The organism is Stenotrophomonas sp. STEN018, assembly GCF_056760235.1.
In genome coordinates, this window is record NZ_JBRREK010000015.1 from 1 (window position 1) to 19,067 (window position 19,067).

The 19,067-nt window shown below is 62.6% G+C and carries 12 protein-coding genes; 5 read left to right on the top strand and 7 right to left on the bottom strand.

Features of this window, described 5'->3' with window-relative positions:
- Positions 1 to 353 precede the first annotated feature (353 nt).
- Positions 354 to 1,448: an ABC transporter ATP-binding protein gene (locus tag ACVOMB_RS07900; protein WP_481530658.1), complete on the bottom strand. Its 1,095-nt coding sequence runs from the start codon at positions 1,446 to 1,448 to the stop codon at positions 354 to 356.
- Between the two features lie 185 nt (positions 1,449 to 1,633).
- Between ACVOMB_RS07900 and zwf the strand changes: the two genes are divergently transcribed.
- The 5 genes from zwf to eda all read left to right on the top strand — a co-directional run bounded on the left by zwf (position 1,634) and on the right by eda (position 7,689).
- Positions 1,634 to 3,205, top strand: a complete 1,572-nt coding sequence (gene zwf / locus ACVOMB_RS07905; RefSeq protein ID WP_481530659.1) for a glucose-6-phosphate dehydrogenase — start codon at positions 1,634 to 1,636, stop codon at positions 3,203 to 3,205.
- Entirely contained in the window at positions 3,202 to 4,209 is a 1,008-nt protein-coding gene (gene glk, locus ACVOMB_RS07910; RefSeq protein ID WP_481530660.1) for a glucokinase, read from the top strand. Before zwf ends, glk begins: the two co-directional genes overlap by 4 nt.
- Positions 4,206 to 4,925 (top strand): 6-phosphogluconolactonase, encoded by a 720-nt coding sequence (pgl, locus tag ACVOMB_RS07915; RefSeq protein ID WP_481530661.1) that lies wholly within the window; start codon positions 4,206 to 4,208, stop codon positions 4,923 to 4,925. Before glk ends, pgl begins: the two co-directional genes overlap by 4 nt.
- Positions 4,926 to 5,066: 141 nt before the next feature.
- On the top strand, positions 5,067 to 6,977 hold the full coding sequence (gene edd / locus ACVOMB_RS07920; protein WP_481530662.1) for a phosphogluconate dehydratase: 1,911 nt from the start codon (positions 5,067 to 5,069) through the stop codon (positions 6,975 to 6,977).
- A 52-nt stretch (positions 6,978 to 7,029) separates the two neighbouring features.
- Entirely contained in the window at positions 7,030 to 7,689 is a 660-nt protein-coding gene (gene eda, locus ACVOMB_RS07925) for a bifunctional 4-hydroxy-2-oxoglutarate aldolase/2-dehydro-3-deoxy-phosphogluconate aldolase (RefSeq protein WP_481530663.1), read from the top strand.
- Positions 7,690 to 8,023: 334 nt separating this feature from the next.
- Here the strand turns inward: eda and ACVOMB_RS07930 are convergent, their stop codons facing one another.
- The 6 genes from ACVOMB_RS07930 to ACVOMB_RS07955 form a co-directional block, all read right to left on the bottom strand.
- A complete protein-coding gene (locus ACVOMB_RS07930) occupies positions 8,024 to 11,173 on the bottom strand; it encodes a discoidin domain-containing protein (RefSeq protein ID WP_481530723.1) in 3,150 nt (1,049 codons plus the stop codon).
- 139 nt (positions 11,174 to 11,312) lie between these two features.
- Positions 11,313 to 12,149: a carbohydrate ABC transporter permease gene (locus tag ACVOMB_RS07935; protein ID WP_481530664.1), complete on the bottom strand. Its 837-nt coding sequence runs from the start codon at positions 12,147 to 12,149 to the stop codon at positions 11,313 to 11,315.
- Positions 12,146 to 13,027 carry a carbohydrate ABC transporter permease gene (locus ACVOMB_RS07940; protein ID WP_481530665.1) on the bottom strand — a complete coding sequence of 294 codons (882 nt, stop codon included), beginning with the start codon at positions 13,025 to 13,027 and terminating at the stop codon, positions 12,146 to 12,148. Before ACVOMB_RS07940 ends, ACVOMB_RS07935 begins: the two co-directional genes overlap by 4 nt.
- Positions 13,024 to 14,298, bottom strand: coding sequence for a sugar ABC transporter substrate-binding protein (locus ACVOMB_RS07945; RefSeq protein WP_481530666.1), 1,275 nt, complete (start codon positions 14,296 to 14,298; stop codon positions 13,024 to 13,026). The genes ACVOMB_RS07940 and ACVOMB_RS07945 overlap by 4 nt, the downstream gene beginning before the upstream one ends.
- Before the next feature lie 13 nt (positions 14,299 to 14,311).
- On the bottom strand, positions 14,312 to 15,886 hold the full coding sequence (locus ACVOMB_RS07950) for a glucoamylase family protein (protein ID WP_481530724.1): 1,575 nt from the start codon (positions 15,884 to 15,886) through the stop codon (positions 14,312 to 14,314).
- A gap of 157 nt (positions 15,887 to 16,043) precedes the next feature.
- A complete protein-coding gene (locus ACVOMB_RS07955; RefSeq protein WP_481530667.1) occupies positions 16,044 to 19,001 on the bottom strand; it encodes a TonB-dependent receptor in 2,958 nt (985 codons plus the stop codon).
- Positions 19,002 to 19,067 lie beyond the last annotated feature (66 nt).

Genomic DNA, 19,067 nt, shown 5'->3' on the forward strand with positions numbered 1-19,067 from the left:
CCCCCCCCCCCCCACGTGCAGGGCCGCCCCCGCTCCCCCCCGGCGGCCCCCCCCCCGGCGCGCAATGGGGCTTACCCCCAAACCCCGCGCCCGAGCTGGCCGCGACACTACAAAGGCGTTGCCGGCCAACTGGTGTAGGAGCGGCGTAAGCCGCGAAGCCACAACTGCATCAGATCGTATCGAACGCTACCCTCCCCAGCCCTCCCCTTGCCTGCGGCAAAGGGAGGGAGCAAGAGCGCAGAGCCGAGCCATGCTCGGCTGGGGTGTTACCGATAGAGCCTCTGTCGAGCATGGCTCGGCACTACATGGCATTTCTGGTAAGGCCTCTGCCGAGCATGGCTCGGCACTACCGGTCAGGTTCCGGTTTCGATACGACTGCCACTGTCCGCTTCGAAAAAGTGCAGCTTCGATGCGTTCACTTCAACTGCTATCTCCTGCCCAACCTGCGGCAGCTGCTGCGGCGGCACCCGCATGATCAGCGCCTGCTCGCCATAGCGCAGATTGACGAAAATTTCGTTACCAACCGGCTCCAGCCCTTCGATGCGCGCATTGAACGCCGCCGCACCACTGCCCGGCTGCAGATGCTCAGGCCGCACCCCAACCACCAGTGGCTTGCCAAACCATTCTGCATCCAGTGACACAGCGCCGAACGTCACGTCGACACCCTCGTCCAACTGCAGCACAGCTACATTCGTCGCATCGCGCCGCAACTGACCGCGCAGCATATTCATCGCTGGGCTACCTAGAAAGCCCGCTACAAACAGATTGACCGGCCTGTCATACAGCGCCATCGGTGTATCGATCTGCTGGATGACGCCTTCGCTGAGCACAACGATGCGTTGCCCCAGCGTCATCGCCTCGACCTGGTCATGGGTGACATAGATCATCGTGGTGCCGAGCTTGCGATGCAGCTGCGCAATCTCGGTGCGCACCGAATGCCGTAGCTTTGCATCCAGATTGGACAGCGGCTCATCCAGCAGGAACACCGCCGGCTCACGCACCAGTGCACGCCCCAGCGCCACGCGCTGACGCTGGCCACCCGACATCGCCCGCGGCAGCTTGTCCAGCATCGAGGTCAGCCCCAACGAATCGGCAGCCTCCTGCACACGGCGCTGCACCTCGGCCTTGTCATGCCCGCGCAACTTCAAGCCAAAGCCCAGGTTTTCGGCCACCGTCATATGCGGGTAGAGCGCGTAGTTCTGGAACACCATGGCGATGTCCCGATCTTTCGGCGCGACGTCATTGACCACCCGCTCGTCGATACGCAGGCTGCCAGCACTGATCTCCTCAAGCCCGGCCACCATTCGCAGCAGTGTGGACTTGCCACAACCCGATGGCCCCACCAGCACCATCAGCTCGCCATCGGCGATATCGAAACTGGCCCCGGCCACGGCGACCTGACCGTTGTCATACACCTTGCGCACACCGTCGAATTGAACCTTGGCCATCACTACCTCGTTGCGAGTCGAAACCTGGAGCCGGGGAACACTTGCGTTACAACGACAGAACAGTTTCCTGCAATCGTATACATCCGAAACATTGTGCACGGTAAGCATATTCATATGGCACCATCACAGTCGCTATTACACGGCACCTGCGCTCCGCTGCACGGACCTGCTTCCGCCTTCGCGGCATGCTGCATTGCACAAGCACAGGTTGCCCACGCCCGCCCCCTCGCGCCGATGGACGCGGACGTCCCAATCGCGGCGCAGGCCTTGAAGACGAACAATTGACAACGATGTCATCCGCACCCGAAACTCGTGCAATGCACGACACCCTCTTCCTGTTCGGTGCCACAGGCGATCTGGCCCAGCGTTATCTGTTCCCGTCCCTGCTACGCCTGCTCGGCGACGGCCTACTTCCTGAAGATTTCCGCGTGCGTGCGCTGGCCTTGTCGCCGCATGACACCGAAAAATTCCGCGACCTGCTGCGTCCGCGCCTGGAAGCAGCCATGCCGCATGCCAGCCAGGATGACATCGGCAACCTGCTCAACCGCATCGACTACCGCTCGGTGGACCTGCGCAATGCCGAGTCCGTCGCCGAGGCCGTCAAGGACCTGGTGCACCGCAGGTGCGTCAGCTATCTGGCGATCCCGCCGGGCCTGTACATCTCCACCTGCGAAGGCCTGGCACTGGGCGGCGCCTTGGCTGCACCGAACCGGCTGATGCTGGAGAAGCCGATCGGCTCGGACAGCGACAGCGCCGAGGAGATCCTGCAATCGATTGGCAAGCTGATCGACGAAGACCGCGTGTTCCGCCTGGATCATTATCTGGGCAAGGCGCCGGTACAGAACCTGATGGCGCTGCGCTTCGGCAACACCTTGCTGGAAGCGGTGTGGAACCGTAACTACATCGCCTCGGTGCACATCCTGGTTGCCGAAAGCGACGGCGTGGATGGCCGTGACTCCTATTACTCGCGCTCCGGCGCCCTGCGCGACATGGTGCAGAGCCATATCCTGCAGCTGCTGTGCCTGGTGGCAATGGAGCCGCCGGCATCGCTGGAAGCCGACCGCATCCGCGATGAGAAGGTCAAGGTGCTGCGCGCCCTGCGCCCGCTCGACGCCAAGCACGCAGCCAAGGACAGCGTGCGTGGCCGCTACACCGCCGGCACCATCAACGGTCAGCCGGCGCAGGCCTATCAGCCGCCGGAAGGCAGCGAGGCCGAAACCTTTGTCGGCGTCACCGCGCATATCGACAACTGGCGCTGGGCCGGTGTGCCGTTCCATCTGGTTACCGGCAAGCGTCTGCCCGAGCGCACCACCCGCATCGAGGTCAACCTCAAGCCGGTGACGCATTGGCTGTTCGAGCGCCCCGACCGCAAGAACGCCACCCCCAACCGCCTGACCTTCCAGCTGCAGCCGCAGGAGAACATCCAGCTCGGCTTGATGAGCTCGCTGGCCGGCCCGGAATGGGGCGCGCTGGAACTGCAGCCGCTGGAACTGGAACTGTCGGTTCCCACCGGCCTGCACCGCCGCATCGCCTACGAGCGCCTGTTCCTGGACGCATTCAACGGCAACCACGCACTGTTCGTACGCGATGATGAAGTGCGTGCCGCCTGGGCCTGGATCGACAGCGTCAGCGATGCCTGGAAGGCCGCCGACCTGCCGATGGAACCCTACCCGGCCGGCGGCTGGGGCCCGCGACTGGCGCAGGACTTCCTGCCCGAATCCATAGCCGCCGATGCCGGCCCGGAGCAGGGGCTGTGAGCCCCAGCCCTGACCTGGTACTGGTAGCGGATATTGGTGGCACCAACGCGCGCTTCGCGCTGGCCGACCGCTCCGCTGCCATCCCACTGGATCAGAGCAGCATCGACGAATACCCGGTGGCGCAGTTCGCGTCACTGGCCGATGCCGCCGCGCACTACCTGCAGCAACGTGGTGCGAGCGCCACCAGCGGCGTGTTCGCGGTAGCCGGCCGGGTCGACGGTGACGAAGCACGTATCACCAATCATCCGTGGGTGATCTCGCGTTCGCGCACCGCCGAGCAGCTGGGTTTCGAGCAGCTGCACCTGATCAACGACTTCGTCGCCCAGGCCATGTCGATTGCCCTGCTCGGTGTTGACGATGTGGTGCAGGTCGGCGGCGCAGGCTGGCAACCCGCCGCAGAAGGCGAATCGCGCAACTACTGCGTGCTCGGCCCCGGCACCGGTCTGGGTGTTGGTGGTTTGGTGGTGCGTGACGGTCGCAATTACCCGCTGGCTACCGAAGGTGGCCATGCCGGTTTTGCACCGAACTCGCCGGAACAGATCCGCATTCTGGAAATCCTCTCGGCACAGTTCGGCCGGGTTTCCAATGAGCGCCTGGTCTGCGGCCCAGGCCTGGTCAACATCCATCGCGCCATCTGCGAGATGGCGGGTACCGATCCGGGCCTGTTGCAACCGGCCGACGTCAGCGCACGCGCTGCCGAAGGCGATGTACTGGCCAGCCGTGCAGTTGAAGTCTTTCTTGAAATATTCGGCGCCGTCGCCGGTGACGCGGTGCTGGTGCAAGGCGCCTGGGACGGCGTATTCCTGACCGGCGGGCTGGTCCCGCGCCTGCTGCAGCAGCTGCAGCATTCCGGCTTCCGCCAACGTTTTGAAAGCAAGGGCCGGTTTGCCGCGACCATGTCGCAGATTCCTTCAATGGCCATCGTCCATCCCTGCCCCGGGCTGCTTGGTGCCGCCGCTTACGCGCTGGACATGCAGCGCGCCAACTCTGGAGTTACCGCATGAACGCCGCTGTTTCCGACCGCATCACACTTGTCCGCCATGCTGACGAAGAGGCCTGGACCGAAGGTGTCGCCAAGGAAATGGCAGCGCTGTTGAGCGCGGAAATCGAGCAGCGCGGGCGCGCCCGCATGCTGCTATCCGGCGGTACCACGCCGGCTCCCATCTACGAACTATTGTCCGACCAAGGCCTGGAGTGGGCGCGGGTTGAAGTTGGCTTGGCCGACGAACGCTGGCTCTCGCCACAGGACAAGGATAGCAACGCCTGGCTGGTACGCGACAGCTTCCTGCGCCATGCCGAGGGTGCGCATTTTGATCCGCTGGTGCGGGTTGGCCTGCCCATCGCCGAATGCGTGCACACCGCCAATCTGCTCGCCACCCATTCGCAGCCGGCCTGTCTGGTGGTGCTGGGCATGGGCAACGACGGCCATACCGCCTCGTTGTTCCCGGGCTCACCCGATCTGCCGCAGGTACTGCAGAGCAAGCACCCTTATGCGGCATTGGATGCCACCGGCTGCCCGGTCGCCAAACACTGGTCCTTGCGCATCACCTTGACCCCGCACGGGTTGGCTTTGGCCAATCAGCGCCTGCTGCTGCTGCGTGGCAAGCAAAAGCTTGAGGTGCTCGAAGCCGCACTTGCATCCGGCGACGTGCATACCTACCCGATCCTTGCTGCGATCAATGCGCCCGGCAACAAGCTGCGCGTGCATTGGTGCCCTTGAGCGGGGAGTAGCGCATCGGGAACATGGAATGGACCTCGCCCGCAGCTCCCATCAGCTGCAGGCGGAATTTTTCGAACCACCAGAACCCGAAGCCCACCGCTCTGCTTGCTGCACCCTCCTCCTCATTCCAGCCATAGAGCCATGCATCCGAAAATCCAAGCCATCACCGATCGCATCCGCCAGCGCAGCGCCCCGTCGCGCGCGGCTTATCTGGCCGGGATTGACGCCGCACTGCGCGAAGGCCCGTTCCGCTCACGCCTGAGCTGCGGCAACCTGGCCCACGCCTATGCCGCCTGTGGCCCAACCGACAAAGACCGCCTGCGTGGCGACGTGACGCCCAACCTGGGCATCATCACTTCGTACAACGACATGTTGTCGGCGCACCAGCCGTTCGAGAACTACCCGGAGCTGATCCGCGACGCTGCCCGTGAGCTGGGCGCGACCGCGCAGGTAGCCGGCGCAGTGCCTGCGATGTGCGACGGCGTTACCCAGGGCCGTGGCGGCATGGAGCTGTCGCTGTTCTCGCGCGACGTGATTGCCCAGGCAACGGCAATTGGCCTCAGCCATGACATGTTCGACGCCACCATCTATCTGGGCGTATGCGACAAGATCGTGCCCGGCCTGCTGATCGGCGCCCTCGCCTTTGGTCACCTGCCGGCGGTGTTCGTACCGGCCGGGCCGATGACCCCGGGCATTCCGAACAAGAAGAAGGCCGAAGTCCGCGAGCGCTATGCCGCCGGCGAAGCCAGCCGCGAAGAACTGCTGGAAGCCGAATCGGCCTCGTACCACGGCCCGGGCACCTGCACCTTCTACGGCACCGCCAATTCCAACCAGGTATTGCTCGAAGCAATGGGCGTGCAGCTGCCTGGTGCCTCGTTCGTCAACCCGGAACTGCCGTTGCGCGATGCCCTTACCCGCGCCGCCACTGCGCGCGTATTGGAAATCAGCGCGCTGGGCAATGACTTTCGCCCCTTCGGCCGCGTGATTGACGAGCGTGCAATCGTCAACGCCGTGGTCGCACTGATGGCCACTGGCGGCTCCACCAACCACACCATCCACTGGATCGCAGTCGCGCGTGCCGCCGGCATCGTGTTGACCTGGGACGACATGGACGAGCTGTCGCAGATCGTGCCGCTGCTGGCCCGCGTCTACCCGAACGGCGAAGCCGACGTGAACCGCTTTGCAGCGGCCGGCGGCCCCGGCTTCGTGTTCCGTGAGCTGATGGACGCTGGCCTGATGCACGCCGATGCGACCACCATTGCCGAAGGTGGCATGCGCGCCTTCGCCCAGGAACCGCGCCTCACCGACGGCAAGGTCACCTATGTTCCCGCCGCTGAACTCAGCGGTGACGACGAAGTGGTACGTCCTGCCTCCAATCCGTTCGAGGCCCAGGGCGGCCTGCGCCTGCTGCGCGGCAATATTGGCCGTTCGCTGATCAAGCTGTCGGCGGTGAAGCCGCAATACCGCACGATCGAAGCCCCGGCCGTGGTCGTCGACGCACCGCAGATCCTCAACAAACTGCATGCCGCTGGCGTCCTGCCGCAGGATTTCGTCGCCGTGGTCCGCTATCAGGGCCCGCGCTCGAACGGCATGCCGGAACTGCATTCGCTGGCACCGCTGCTGGGCCTGCTGCAGAACCAGGGCCGACGCGTCGCGCTGGTCACCGATGGCCGCCTGTCGGGTGCCTCCGGCAAGATTCCGGCCGCCATCCACGTTACTCCGGAAGCCTCGCGCGGCGGCCCGATCGCACGCATCCGCGAAGGCGACATCATTCGCCTGGACGGCGAAGCTGGCACGCTGGAAGTGCTGGTCGATGCCGCCGAATGGGCAGCGCGCGGTATTGCCGCCAACACCGCACCGGCAGGCTCGGACATGGGCCGCAACCTGTTCGCGATGAACCGCCGCATCGTCGGCCCGGCCGATCAGGGCGCGATTTCGATCTCCTGCGGCCCGGCCCGTCCCGACGGCAGCCTGTGGGACTACGACGCCGAGTACGAACTCGGCCACGACCACGCTGCTGCCGCCGCCCCGCACGAAGCCAACGACGCCTGAGATTCGCGAGTCTGGATTAGAGATTCGCGAACACGTAATCAATGAGGACACTATGAGCATTGCCCAATATCAGGACCGCGCCGAGCAGCTGCTGAGCGCCGCTGGCATCCTGCCGGTCGTTACCGTGCACACCCTCGATCAGGCGCGCGCCGTCAGTGCCGCCCTGCTCGAAGGCGGCCTGCCCGCGATTGAACTGACCCTGCGCACGCCGGTGGCGATGGAAGCACTGGCCATGCTCAAACGCGAACTGCCGGATGTGGTGGTAGGTGCCGGCACGGTACTGACTGTCGAGCAGATGCAGCGCTCGATCGATGCCGGTGCCGATTTCATTGTCACCCCGGGCACGCCAGCGCACATGGCCGATGCCCTGGCTGCCGCGCCGCTGCCGGTAGTCCCGGGTGCCGCTTCACCGACTGAACTGCTGGAACTGGTTGCGCGCGGCTTCCGCGTCTGCAAACTGTTCCCGGCCACCGCCGTTGGCGGGCTGGCGATGATCAAGGGTGTTGCCGGTCCGATCCCGGAACTAAAGCTCTGCCCCACCGGCGGCATCACCGAAGCCACCGCAGGCGACTATCTGTCGCAGAAAAACGTGGTCTGCATCGGCGGCTCGTGGATGGTGCAGGACAGCTGGATCCGCAACGGCCAATGGGACGAAGTGAAAAAGTCCGCCGCCGCTGCCGCAGCCATCGTCAAGCAGGCTCGCGCCGGCTGATTCATCGCCGTCTTTTCGTGGGAGCGGCGTAAGCCGCGAAACCGGCAGCATCGAAACCACCCGCATCCGCTTCCCAAGGTTCCGACCAGGAAGTGGATGCCGTTTTATGCATGATCTGCAAGCAATATCAGCTTCGCGGCTTACGCCGCTCCTACAAGCATTTTCCGGGAAAGCCCCTGCCGAGCATGGCTCGGCACTACATCTTTGCTCCCAGCCATTGGCCGCAAGCCAACGGGAGCATGGTGGTTTCTTTTTCTCAGATCCGACGGAAGTTCTTCCTCTCCCTCTCGTCGACTGGCCTGCGCCTCGGTATTCGAGGCGCAGTTTTTATCTTTCAGCGCTTGCTGCGCTCACTGCGGCGCAGCTCAGCAGGAATCTCGATTTCGGCCTTGGCTGGCAGGCTGCTGATATGCAGTTCATTGCCCAGCCACTGTGCCGGTTCGCCATTGATGGTCGCTTCCCCCGGCGTGCCTTCATAAGGCCACTGCAGCAACAGCCCCGCAGCCGGCAAACGCAGTCCTTCAGACACCTGCAAGGTCAGCTGCTTGTCACTGCGTTGCAGCGCGTAGCTCAAGGTGCCGTGCGAGGTATTCAAGTCCTCGATGGCGATGCCCTTACCGGTCAGCCAGGCACTGGGCACACCAGCAGCCAACACGATCGGCCCGTCCACATCGCGCTCATAGGCAAACATGTCCAAGGCCGAACGAACGAAATCCGACGCCACCCAGGCATGTGGCAGGTCGCCGACAAAGAATGGCTGGCGCGGCGTGGAAGACACCACCTCGGCCCACTGGTTCCAGGCAGGCGGCGCACGGTCCTTGAAGAAGAATTCGGTCGCCTCCCAGGCCCGCGCACGCCAGCCCAGGCGCACGAAGGCGCTCACATTGCGCCACTCGTATGGTGTGTAGTCCTTCCATTGGCGTTTGCCGTCACGACGCTCGACGAAGTGCTGCCAATAGCGCTCGAAGGTATTGTCCAAGGCCGGCTGCGGCAACCTGCCCTGCTCGCCCCCCGGCGCCAAGGCAATCGTGGTCGAGGTGGCATCGAAGTCACCCAGCTCCACCGAGCCGGGCAGATAGTCGATCTTGTGCGCCGCCATCGCCGCACGCAGTGATTCATCCAGGTCCTGGCGGAACTGATCGCGCGACGCGGCCATGGTCAGTGCTTCGGCTTCCAGACCCAAAGCAGCTGCCATATCTGCTGCGTCCTTGTAACCGCGCAGCGCCCAGAAGTTGTCCCAGTACGAATGCACCGGCTTGGCCGAATAGCCTTCGTGACTGATCGAAGCCGGCATCATTCCGTAGAAGCCGGCATTGCGCTCGCGGTTGGCCTCGGTACGCTCACTCAGGCGCAGTTGCTCCATGTAGTTCCACGCCTTCTGCACGTGCGGCCACATCTGCTGCAGGAAGGCGGTGTCACCGGTATGTCGCCAGTACTCGGCAATGGTGTAGATCAGTTCGCCGTGGCTGTCGTTCTCCGGCACCGGGTCGCTGCCACGCGCGTCCACACAGCACGGCACCATGCCGCTTTCAAACTGATACGGCGCATACCAGTCGACGTACTGACGCACTGCATCGGCGCGTCCCATCCGCAACAAGCCCTCCGAGATCATCGCGCCGTCGCGGATCCAGCTGCGTGCATAGGAACGCGTGCCCGGCTGCAGGCTCGGCCCAACCCGCGAGATCAGCATATGTGCGAGCGCGGTGCGCAGCGTATTGGCCAACGGCTGGCCCGCCTCAGGCACGCGCAGCTTGAGCTCGTCCAACTTCTGCCGCCACATCGTGGCGACCTGTTGCTGCGCTTTGTCGGCATCGAACTTGGCCGGCATCTGCCAATTGCCTGTCTGCGGCAGCACCAGCACTACTTCACGGCGCTGGCCCGGCTCCAGTTTCCAGCTATAGACCAAGGCACCCGACGCCAAGCCGGTGGCGTCGCGAACCTCCTGCGTAGCCGGCAAGTCCTTGTCAGCCAGATGGGTGACATCCAGCTTGCTGTCGAAGCTGCTGGCGAAACTGGCATCAGCCGGTGAGGTGGCATAGACCCGTGGCTGGCCGTTGACGCTGATCCGCGCGTTCTGCATGGCCAGATTGTCGATGCGACTGACGCCGCCGACGGTATTGAGGAACTGGCTGGGCGGATTGACCTGGAATGGCCGCACCGCAAGCGCCAATCGGTACTCGTGCGCAACCTTGTCGGTATTGCGCAGCTCGTAGCGCGCCACCAGCTGCGCCTGCTCCGGCCGGCCCTGGACGAAACCGCTCACGTTCAAACCAAACTGATCGTGCTGCCAGGCCACCGACGGCATCGGCAGATAACCGTCCTGCAGACTCTGGCTGGACTTCACCTCGGCCCAACCAAGCACCTTGCCATCGAGCACCACAAACGGCTCGATACTGAAGCCACCCTTCATCGCTTCCAGTGCGCCGTCCTCGCTGATCAGCGCCTGCTCGCGGCCGCCGTCCAGGCCCAGGATGGTCCAGTACGGTTGCTCGCCACTGAAGCCACGCGGCAAGGAACCGCGCGGCAGATCAGCTGCAACGGAGCGGACGAAATCATTCGGCGTATTGGCAAACGACAAGGGCTTGAGGCTGATATCACGGATGCCGTAGCGCCAGTTGGGGCCATCGACCAGATCAAAGCGCAGGTAGCGCGCCTCGGTCTCCGGCAGTGCCAACCAATCCTTGCCACCAGTACCGCTGGTGACTTCACGCAGCGTCTTCCAGTCACGCCCATCGGCGGACGCGCGTACCACGTAACGGCTCGCTTCCAGACCGGGCGCCCATTGCACGACCGCGCCGCCGAACTCGCGCACCTTGCCCAGGTCCAGGCTGACCGTCTGCTGCTTTACCCCGCCGCTGATCCACAAGGTATCCGGCTTGCCGTCGGCGATGCGCTGCTGCAGCGCAGTCGCGGTATCGGCGATCACCGTGGTGGTCAGCGCCGAGTTGTCTTCCTTCGGCAGCGGCTGCAGGGTCAGCTGGTCAAAGCACACCGTGCCGCGGCCGCCGACCTTGCTGTAGATGGTGAATTCCACCGCTGCGCTGCGGCGCAGGGTCTTGTCCTGGTCCGGGCCCCAGGCCTTCTCGATATGCCGCTTGCGATAACTGATGCGCGTCCAGTTCTTGGGGAAATTGAAACCGGGACGATTGACCCACCAGACGTTGTCGCCACTGGCGTCTACCAGCTTGAACTGCAGGTCGTTGGCCGGCGAATCGCCACGCAGATCGAAGGACAGTTGGTAGTTCTCCGGCCAGGTCACGTCCAGCGCGCGGCGGATGCCAACATAGCCGGAGACTTCATGAAAGTCATAGTCCAGGCACAGCGCACGCCCGTTGTTGCCGGCCACCGGCCGCAAGGAGCCACTCACCTGCGGCGAGGTGATCAGCTGCCACGCCGCAATATCGTCAAACTTGGTGAGCACGGCGGCGCTGGCCGGTTGCACCCACGCCAACAGCAAACCCAGCAGGCCGATCACATAACGCATATTCATCACCAGAGTTCCAATTCACCACCAGCAATACCTGCTGGATTTTCGCAAAGATCAGCGCCATTCGCGGCGGTATGTTACGTATGGAAGTGCGGCATCGCGGGCGCATCAAGACCCCGTGCTTCACCGCTGCAACTCAGCCCTTGACGCTGCCAAGCAACAGGCCCTGGATGTAGTAACGCTGCAGCACCAGGAACAACAACAGTACCGGCAACACCGTCACCACCGCGCCGGCCATCATCATTTCCACATCCATGATGTGCTCGCGCGACAAACTGGCCATTGCCACCGGCAAGGTGTAGTGCTCCTGGTCGGTCAACACGATCAACGGCCACATGAAATCGTTCCATGCGCCCATGAAGGTGAAGATCGCCAAGGTCACCAGCACTGGCTTGAGCATCGGCAGCACGATCTGGAAGAAGATCCGCGCCTCACTGGCTCCATCGATACGCGCCGCTTCCAGCAACTCATCGGGAATCGAGCGCGCGTACTGACGTACCAGGAAGATGCCGAACACGCTGGCCAAGGCCGGAATCACTACACCACCAAAGGTATTCACCAAGCCCATCTGCTTCATCAGCAGGAATAGCGGCAGCATCGCTACCTGCGCAGGAATGACCAACGCGGCCAACAACATCTGGAACAGCCGCTCGCTGCCGGCGAAACGCAGCTTGGCAAAGGCATACCCAGCCAAGGTATTGAACAGCAGCGAACCCAAGGTGATCGCAATCGAGACCAGCAAGCTGTTGACGAAGTTGTTGCCCATGCCGGTGCGGGCAAACAAGGCCTGGTAGTTGGCCAGCGTGGTATGCGCTGGCAGCAGCGGTGGAGGGAACTGCGATGCCTGCCCGCTGGGCATGAACGACACCGACAGCATCCACGCCAACGGCGCCAGGCTAATCACCGCCAGCAACAACAGCCCACCGTTCACCCACCACGCATGCCAACGCGACTGACCAATCTCGCGGCTCATACCAGCTCCCTACGCTTGCCGAAGCGCAACATCAACGTAGTCACCGCCAGGATGATCAGGAACAACAGGAAGGCCACGGCCGAGGCACGCCCCAGGTTCCACCACTTGAAGCCTTCCTCGAACATGAAGTACAGCACGCTCACGGTACTTTGCAGCGGATCGCCACGGGTCATCACATAGGGCTCGGCAAACAACTGAAAATACCCGGAAACGGTGATCACACCGACCACCAGCAGTACCGGCCCCAGCATTGGCAAGGTGATATGCAGGAACTGCTGCCACCGCGAAGCGCCGTCAATGCGCGCCGCCTCGTACAGGTCCTTGGGAATCGCCTGCAGACCGGCCAGGAAGATCACCATGTTGTAGCCGAAGTTCTTCCACACCGCGAAACCAATGATGGTCGGCATCGCCCAGTTCGGGTCGCCGAGCCAGTCGATCGGATTGATGCCGATCTGGCCCAGCCCCCAGTTCACCAGCCCGTAGCGGGTGTGGAACAGATAACGCCAGATCACCGCCACCGCCACCAAGGTAGTCACCACTGGCGCGAACAATGCGGTGCGGAACAGAGCCTTGAAGCGCGAGGCCGGAGCGTTGAGCAACAGCGCAGCACCCAACGAAACACCTATCGACAAGGGCACGCCGGCCACCACGAAGTACGCGGTATTTCCCAGCGATTTCCAGAACATCGGCGTCTGCAGCAGGTCGATGTAATTACCAAGGCCGGCGAAGCGCAGGTTGTGCGGATCAGCCAAGGCATAGAGATCGAAGTCGGTCAGGCTCAAGGCCAGCGCCGACAACACCGGCAAGCCAAAGAACACACCGATCACGATCAGCGCCGGTGCGGCAAAGATCCAGCCAGCCAGCGAGCCGCGCTTCATGGCGCCGCCTTCGCAGCCGCAGCAGCCTGCTGCTCGACGATCCAGCGGCGCTTGGCGAGGATATCGTCCACCTGCTGATCCAACTGACCTACCGCCTTGTCCTGCGGCAAGCCGCCACGTACCACCTGCTCGGTAACCACCCGCATCTGCTGGGCGATGCGCTCCCACTCCAAAACCTTTGGTGTGGGCTTGACCCGCTCCAGCTGGTCCGCGAACGCGGCGGTCAGCGGATCGTCGCGAAGCTCCGGCGAATCCCAAGCACTGCGCCGCGGCGGAAGATCACCAATGATTTTGTAGAAGCGTTGCTGGATGGCAGGACGCGACAGGAACTCGATCAGCTTCCACGCCGCCTCTTTCTTCTGCGAGGAACGGAACACCACCAGGCTGGTGCCGCCGGCAATACCCGTGCCGGGGCCGTTGGGACCGGGTAACGGCGTAGTGCCCCACTCACCTTCCATGCTGGCTGGCTGGCGCTGACGAAACTCGCGGATGTTCCACGGGCCCGACAGATAGAACGCGGTGAAGCCACGGAAGAACTCATCCCAGACATTGGATATCTGGGTCTCGGACATCTTCGGCGCCCAGCCCTGCTCGAACATATTGTCGTAGAAGGCCAAGGTGCGACGGAAACCGGGGCTGCCGAAGTTGCCGCGGGTATCGCCATCGCGCAACAGCGAATCCTCCTGCTGCAGCGCGAACGACAGCTGCGGCTCGAATTCGTTCAAGGGCATCAGCACCGGGTAGCCACGCGTGCCCATGATCTTCTTCAGCGCCGCGTTCATCTGTTCCCATTCGGCCCAGGTCTTCGGCGGTTGCGAGTAACCGGCCTGACGCAATAGATCCTTGCGATAGAACAGCAGCCGTGTATCCACGTACCAAGGAATACCAACCAATTGACCATCGACGACATTGGTATCCCAGATGCCGGGAAAGTAGTCGTGCCGATCAATGACCGTGGAGGCGTCAACCAGTGGTTGCAGCGGTGTCAGTGTCTGCAAGGTGGCGAACTCGGCGATCCAGGTGTTGCCGAGCTGACAGACATCGGGCAAGCCATCAGCCGCATAAGCGGTCAACAGCTTCTCGTGCGCCGCCGTCCACGGAATGCTTTGCACATCAACACGAATGCCCGGGTTTTCCGCCTCGAACTCACGTACCAGCTCGCCAACCACCTCAGCCTCACGGCCCATCGCCCAGAACCGCAAGGTGGTGCCCTGCTCTGGCTTGGCGCAGCCTGCGAGCAGCAACAGCAACAGCATGCCCAGCGCGCGCATCATTGGTTGCGCATCACTGTTTTTTTACCGGCGGCGTCGCCGGTTGCTGGCTGGCCGCCTTCTGCTCGGCTGCAGCCGCGGCGCGCGACTCGGCAATACCCGATGCCCGCGCCGACGCTGCCTGCTCGTCCTTCTGCAACGGCTGGAAGCTGTCCTCAGGCGCCAACCAACCGCCGGTGAACCCAGCCCGCTCCAAGCCCTTGCGAATATAAGGATTGGTCTTCATCACGTTCCAGACGAATTCGTTCCGGTAGTTGGCGATGCCGGCCAAAATCGGCCCTTGGTCGATGGCGATGTAATCACTGGCCACCCAACCACGGTCCGGGATCAGCCGGCCAGTCTTGAGCGGGATGTCGTAGTTGAAACTGGGGTTGAACGAATCCAGGAAGCCATAGCTGGAATACAGATAGTCGCCATAGCGCTTGTGCATCTCCACCGTGGTTGGAATCACGACTTCCGGGGCGAATGGCAATGAAGAAATAGCTGCCGAAGGCACGATGGTGCCGTCGTCAAAGTTCTCCCGCAAACCCGCGCCACGCGAGGAGTAATGGCGGAACTGGCGTTGCTCACCCTTGTATTCCTGGGTGGTGTTCTGCGGACCATCGCCAGCGGTCAGACCCCAGACATTTTCGCCATAGTCCTTCCACTGCATCGGGTTCTCGATCGCATACTCGCGCTGGGCCAAGGTTGCGCGCCGGCTATTGAGAAAATAGTCGATGCCGCGTTCACGCATGTACGGGTCCTGGATATCGCGGAAGTCGATCCAGACGTGGCTGTACTGGTGGCCGAACAGCGGCCCAAACGACAGGTACTCCTGCCCTTGGTACACACCCCAATCGTTGTCATAGGTGCGTGTCCATACCGTCCATGCATCCGGCTCGACCGGATGGGTCGGCGAGCCCAACGCGAGCACGTACAGCATCATCGCCTCGTTGTAGCCCATCCAATCATGCTGGATGAAGCCGCTCTCCGGGAACCAGCCCATCGACACCAACGGCTTGTTGCGTTGCAGCCACTGCCAATCCACCCGCTTGTAGATCGTATCGGCTATCTGCCGGATCTCTTTCTCGCGCGGATCATCCTTGTCGTAGTAACTCTGTGCAAACAGCACACCCATCAGCAACAGCGCTGTATCCACGCTGGACAGTTCCACCCAGCTGTCGTAACGACGGCCCTCGTGCATGTCCAGAAAATGGTAGTAGAAGCCCTTGTAACCCGCCTTGCCGGTGCGCTGCGGGCCACTTGGCAGATCGCGGAAGAACTTCAGCGTCAGCAAGGTGCGATCCACCGCCTGATTGCGACTGACCCAGCCGTTCTCGATACCGATCGGATACGAGGTCAATGCGAATCCCACCGAAGCGATGCTGGCGAACGGCCGCGACGGATAGCGATCAGGAGTAAGCCCGTTCTGCTCGTTGGTGGTGTCCCAGAAGAACTGGAAGGTGCGTCGCTCGATGTCATCGAACAGCGGCGGCAGTTCCGGCTTCATCGGCCTCGGCGGCAGGTCCGCCTCGATCAGGATCACCTGCGGCAATACCTTAGGCATCGGCGGCTCCGGCGCTTTGCCACAGCCCCCCAACAACGCCAGCCCGATACCGGCGAGGACACAGGCCAACAACTGCGGGGTACGTGACTTGCTCAAGGCGACATCCATCTCGAAAACATAGCACCACACTCACGTGGCGAAGGCGTACTGCATATAGGAAACGTCCCGGCCGACTATAAGCCGGCCGGGACGTTGGCACTTACCAATCCAGACCAAATGACAACTTGAAGGTACGGGTGGCGTACTGGTCCCAACTATTGACCACGCCGGTATTCCAGTTGATGCCGTAACCGCCCCAGTTGGTCCAGTTGAAGACATTGATGATGTCGGCACGGACCTTGAGCTTCAGGTCGGTGCCGGTATCCCAGGTCTTGGTCAACGACATGTCGAACTGCTTGAACGCACTACCACTCGCCTCCCAGCTGTGCGGGCGCTCGTAGCCACCGTAGGCGTCGGTTCCGTCGATATCCCAGCGCTTGATCTTGCTGGCAAGGGTCAGCTTGCCAGACGCGCTGATGCCCCACGGCAGATCGGTGAAGCCGCTGACCACCAGGCGGTGTTTCGGTGCCCAGGCACCATCGAACCAACCACCCTGCTGGAAGTACCAGCCATACACCGGGTCCTTCTCGTGAATGTTCTGCTTGGCATCGGTCAAGGTGTAGGCCACGTTGAGGTTCCACGGGCTTTCAGCCGTATACGGCTTGTCCAAGCTCAGCAGCAATGCCGTGTTCTTGGACTCGAAGCCGTTGGTGGCAACGATCAGCGCACCGAGACCTGGCAGGCCCGGCGCGTTCCACGGGCTGCCGTTGGGAGCAAAAACGCCGCCATCGGCATAACGGTTGCCACGCGAGATCAGCAAGCCATCCTTGTAACGGGTGTGCTGGATGGTGGCCGAACTGTTCCAATCCTGCCCGCCCATGTTGAAACTGCTGCGGATGCCTAGGCTGAACTGGTCGGAGTACGGGGTCTTCAACTTGTTGTCGAACATCCACACTTCGCGACCTGCCTCGGTCGAATCGATCAGCGACATCAGGTAATCGCGGTCAAGCAACTGCGGATTCCAGTCCAGACAGTCGCCACCCACCGCACAGGCATGCCCGGGCGAGTTGATCTTGAAGCGGCGGGTCGGGAACGAGGCCTTGCTGCGTTCCAGCTGCAGGTAGTCGAACAGATTGCGGTCGTAGGAGCGACCGACACCGCCGAACAACACCAGCCGCTCATCGCCGCTGAGGTCATAGGAGAAACCCAGACGCGGCTGGATGGCATTCTTGAACGGCTTGCGATTATTGCCGGTGCTGATGTAACGGTTGACGTCGATGCCCCCCAACGCCAGCGTCTGCGCATAGGTCTGCCCAGCCGCGGCGTTGGGATCCTGGCTGGCCAGCGAGGCCAGCACATCCGGCGCAGTGGCAAAGTCCAGATACGACGGGGTCTTCTCGTAGTCCCAACGCAGGCCCAGGTTCAAGGTCAGGCGATCAGTGACATCCCAGTCATCCTGGATGTAGATGCCGAACTGCTTGTTCTTGGAGGTAACCGCGCCGCCGTCGGTACCGACAGCCGGGCTGCCAAAGCGCACGAAGTAAGGAACGACGCCGCCTTGGTTGATGTCGTAGTAGAACTGCGGGTTGTACGGCTGCTGCTCGATGGTGTCGAGATCAACCTGTTTGTACTTCACACCGAACTTGAGCGTGTGCCCCTCCCAGCCGAAGAAGGTGGTGTCGTTCTGGAACGACCAGCCCTTCTGCCCCTTGTCCTGCAGGCCGCCTTCACCGGCACCGATGCGGTAGATCTGCTTGCCGTCATCGCCACTGCCGTCGGTCAGCACACTGCCGTTGCCAAAGTTGACCGGCGCCTTGGTCCAGAATGCTTTTTCGTAAGTCAGGTGCGAGTCACTGAGCCAGTTGGTACTGGAGTATTGCCAACGCAGGTCGTAGCGATCCTCGGTCACGCCGGTATCAGTGCCGTAGCTGCGCGCACTCTGGCCGCCAACGTTGCCGATCTCGCTTTCCTCGCGGCGCTTGTAGGTGAATTCGAGCAGGTTGGCATCGTTCACCGACCAATCCAGCTTGCCGAAGTACAGGTCTTCCTTGAATGGCGTTGCGGTGGCGCCAAGCTGGTCACGCCAGGCCTGCGGCAGGTCGCTGGGCAGCCGCCCCTCACCGGGCTTCAAGTCCTGCGGTGCGTTGTATTCCTTGCCTTCATAGGTAACGAAGAAGTGCGCCTTGTCCTGCACGATCGGGCCGCCGAAGCTGGCGCCGTACTGTTTCTCGCCGGAACGGGTCTTGCCGACGCCGTTCTTCTCACTCTCGCGCGGCGCGCGCCAATCCTGATTGGTGTAATCCCAGAAGAACGAGCCCTTGAATTCATTGGTACCGGACTTGGTCACCGCAGTCACCGCCGCGGAGCTGATCTGGTCATACTCGGCCTTGTAGTTCGAGGTGATGACCTTGTATTCACCGATGGCCAGCTGCGGGAACGGATTGCCGCGACTTGCGTCCTGACCGGTGATGCCGCCTTGGGTGACGTAGTTTTTCTGGCCCACACCGTCGATGTAGACGTTGACGTTGTTGGCGCTCTGCACGCCACCACGCAGCTTGGTTGAACCATTGGCAGGGTTCTGCTCGAACGCCATGCCAGGCACGGTGTCGGCAAACGCCAGGAAGTTGCGCGTGCCCTGCGGCAAGGCCTGGATCTGCTGCGGAGTGATGTAGGTGGCGATTTCCGAAGTCTTGGTTTCGATCGGCGCCTGCGCCGTTACCTGCACCGCATCCAGCGTGGTAGCCGAACCACCGCCGCTTTCTGCCACACCGCCCACACCCAGGTTCACTGTCGCGGTCTGGCCCACGGCCACGGTGATGTTCTGGCTGCTGCTCTTGCCACCGGCTTTGACGTCCACTTTGTAGGTACCCGGCGGCAGGCCGGCCAACGAATAGCTGCCAGTGCCGGTGCTCTGCACGCTGCGGGTCAGGCCGGTGGCGATATTGGTAGCGGTGATCTGCGCCTGCGCGGCGGGGGCCGCGTCAGCCGTCACCTGACCACGGATGGTCGCGCTGGTGCTCTGCGCGAACACAGGTGCCGCGCCCAGCAACAGGCAAGCAGCAAGCGCGCTGCTTAACAGTTTGCGTGTATGTGGAAACTTACGAGCTTTGTTGTTCATTCTTTACCTCTCCCGAAGCGACGGCATAGGCCGCAAGGAATGTGTCTGTGAGCAGCTGTCCCGGTC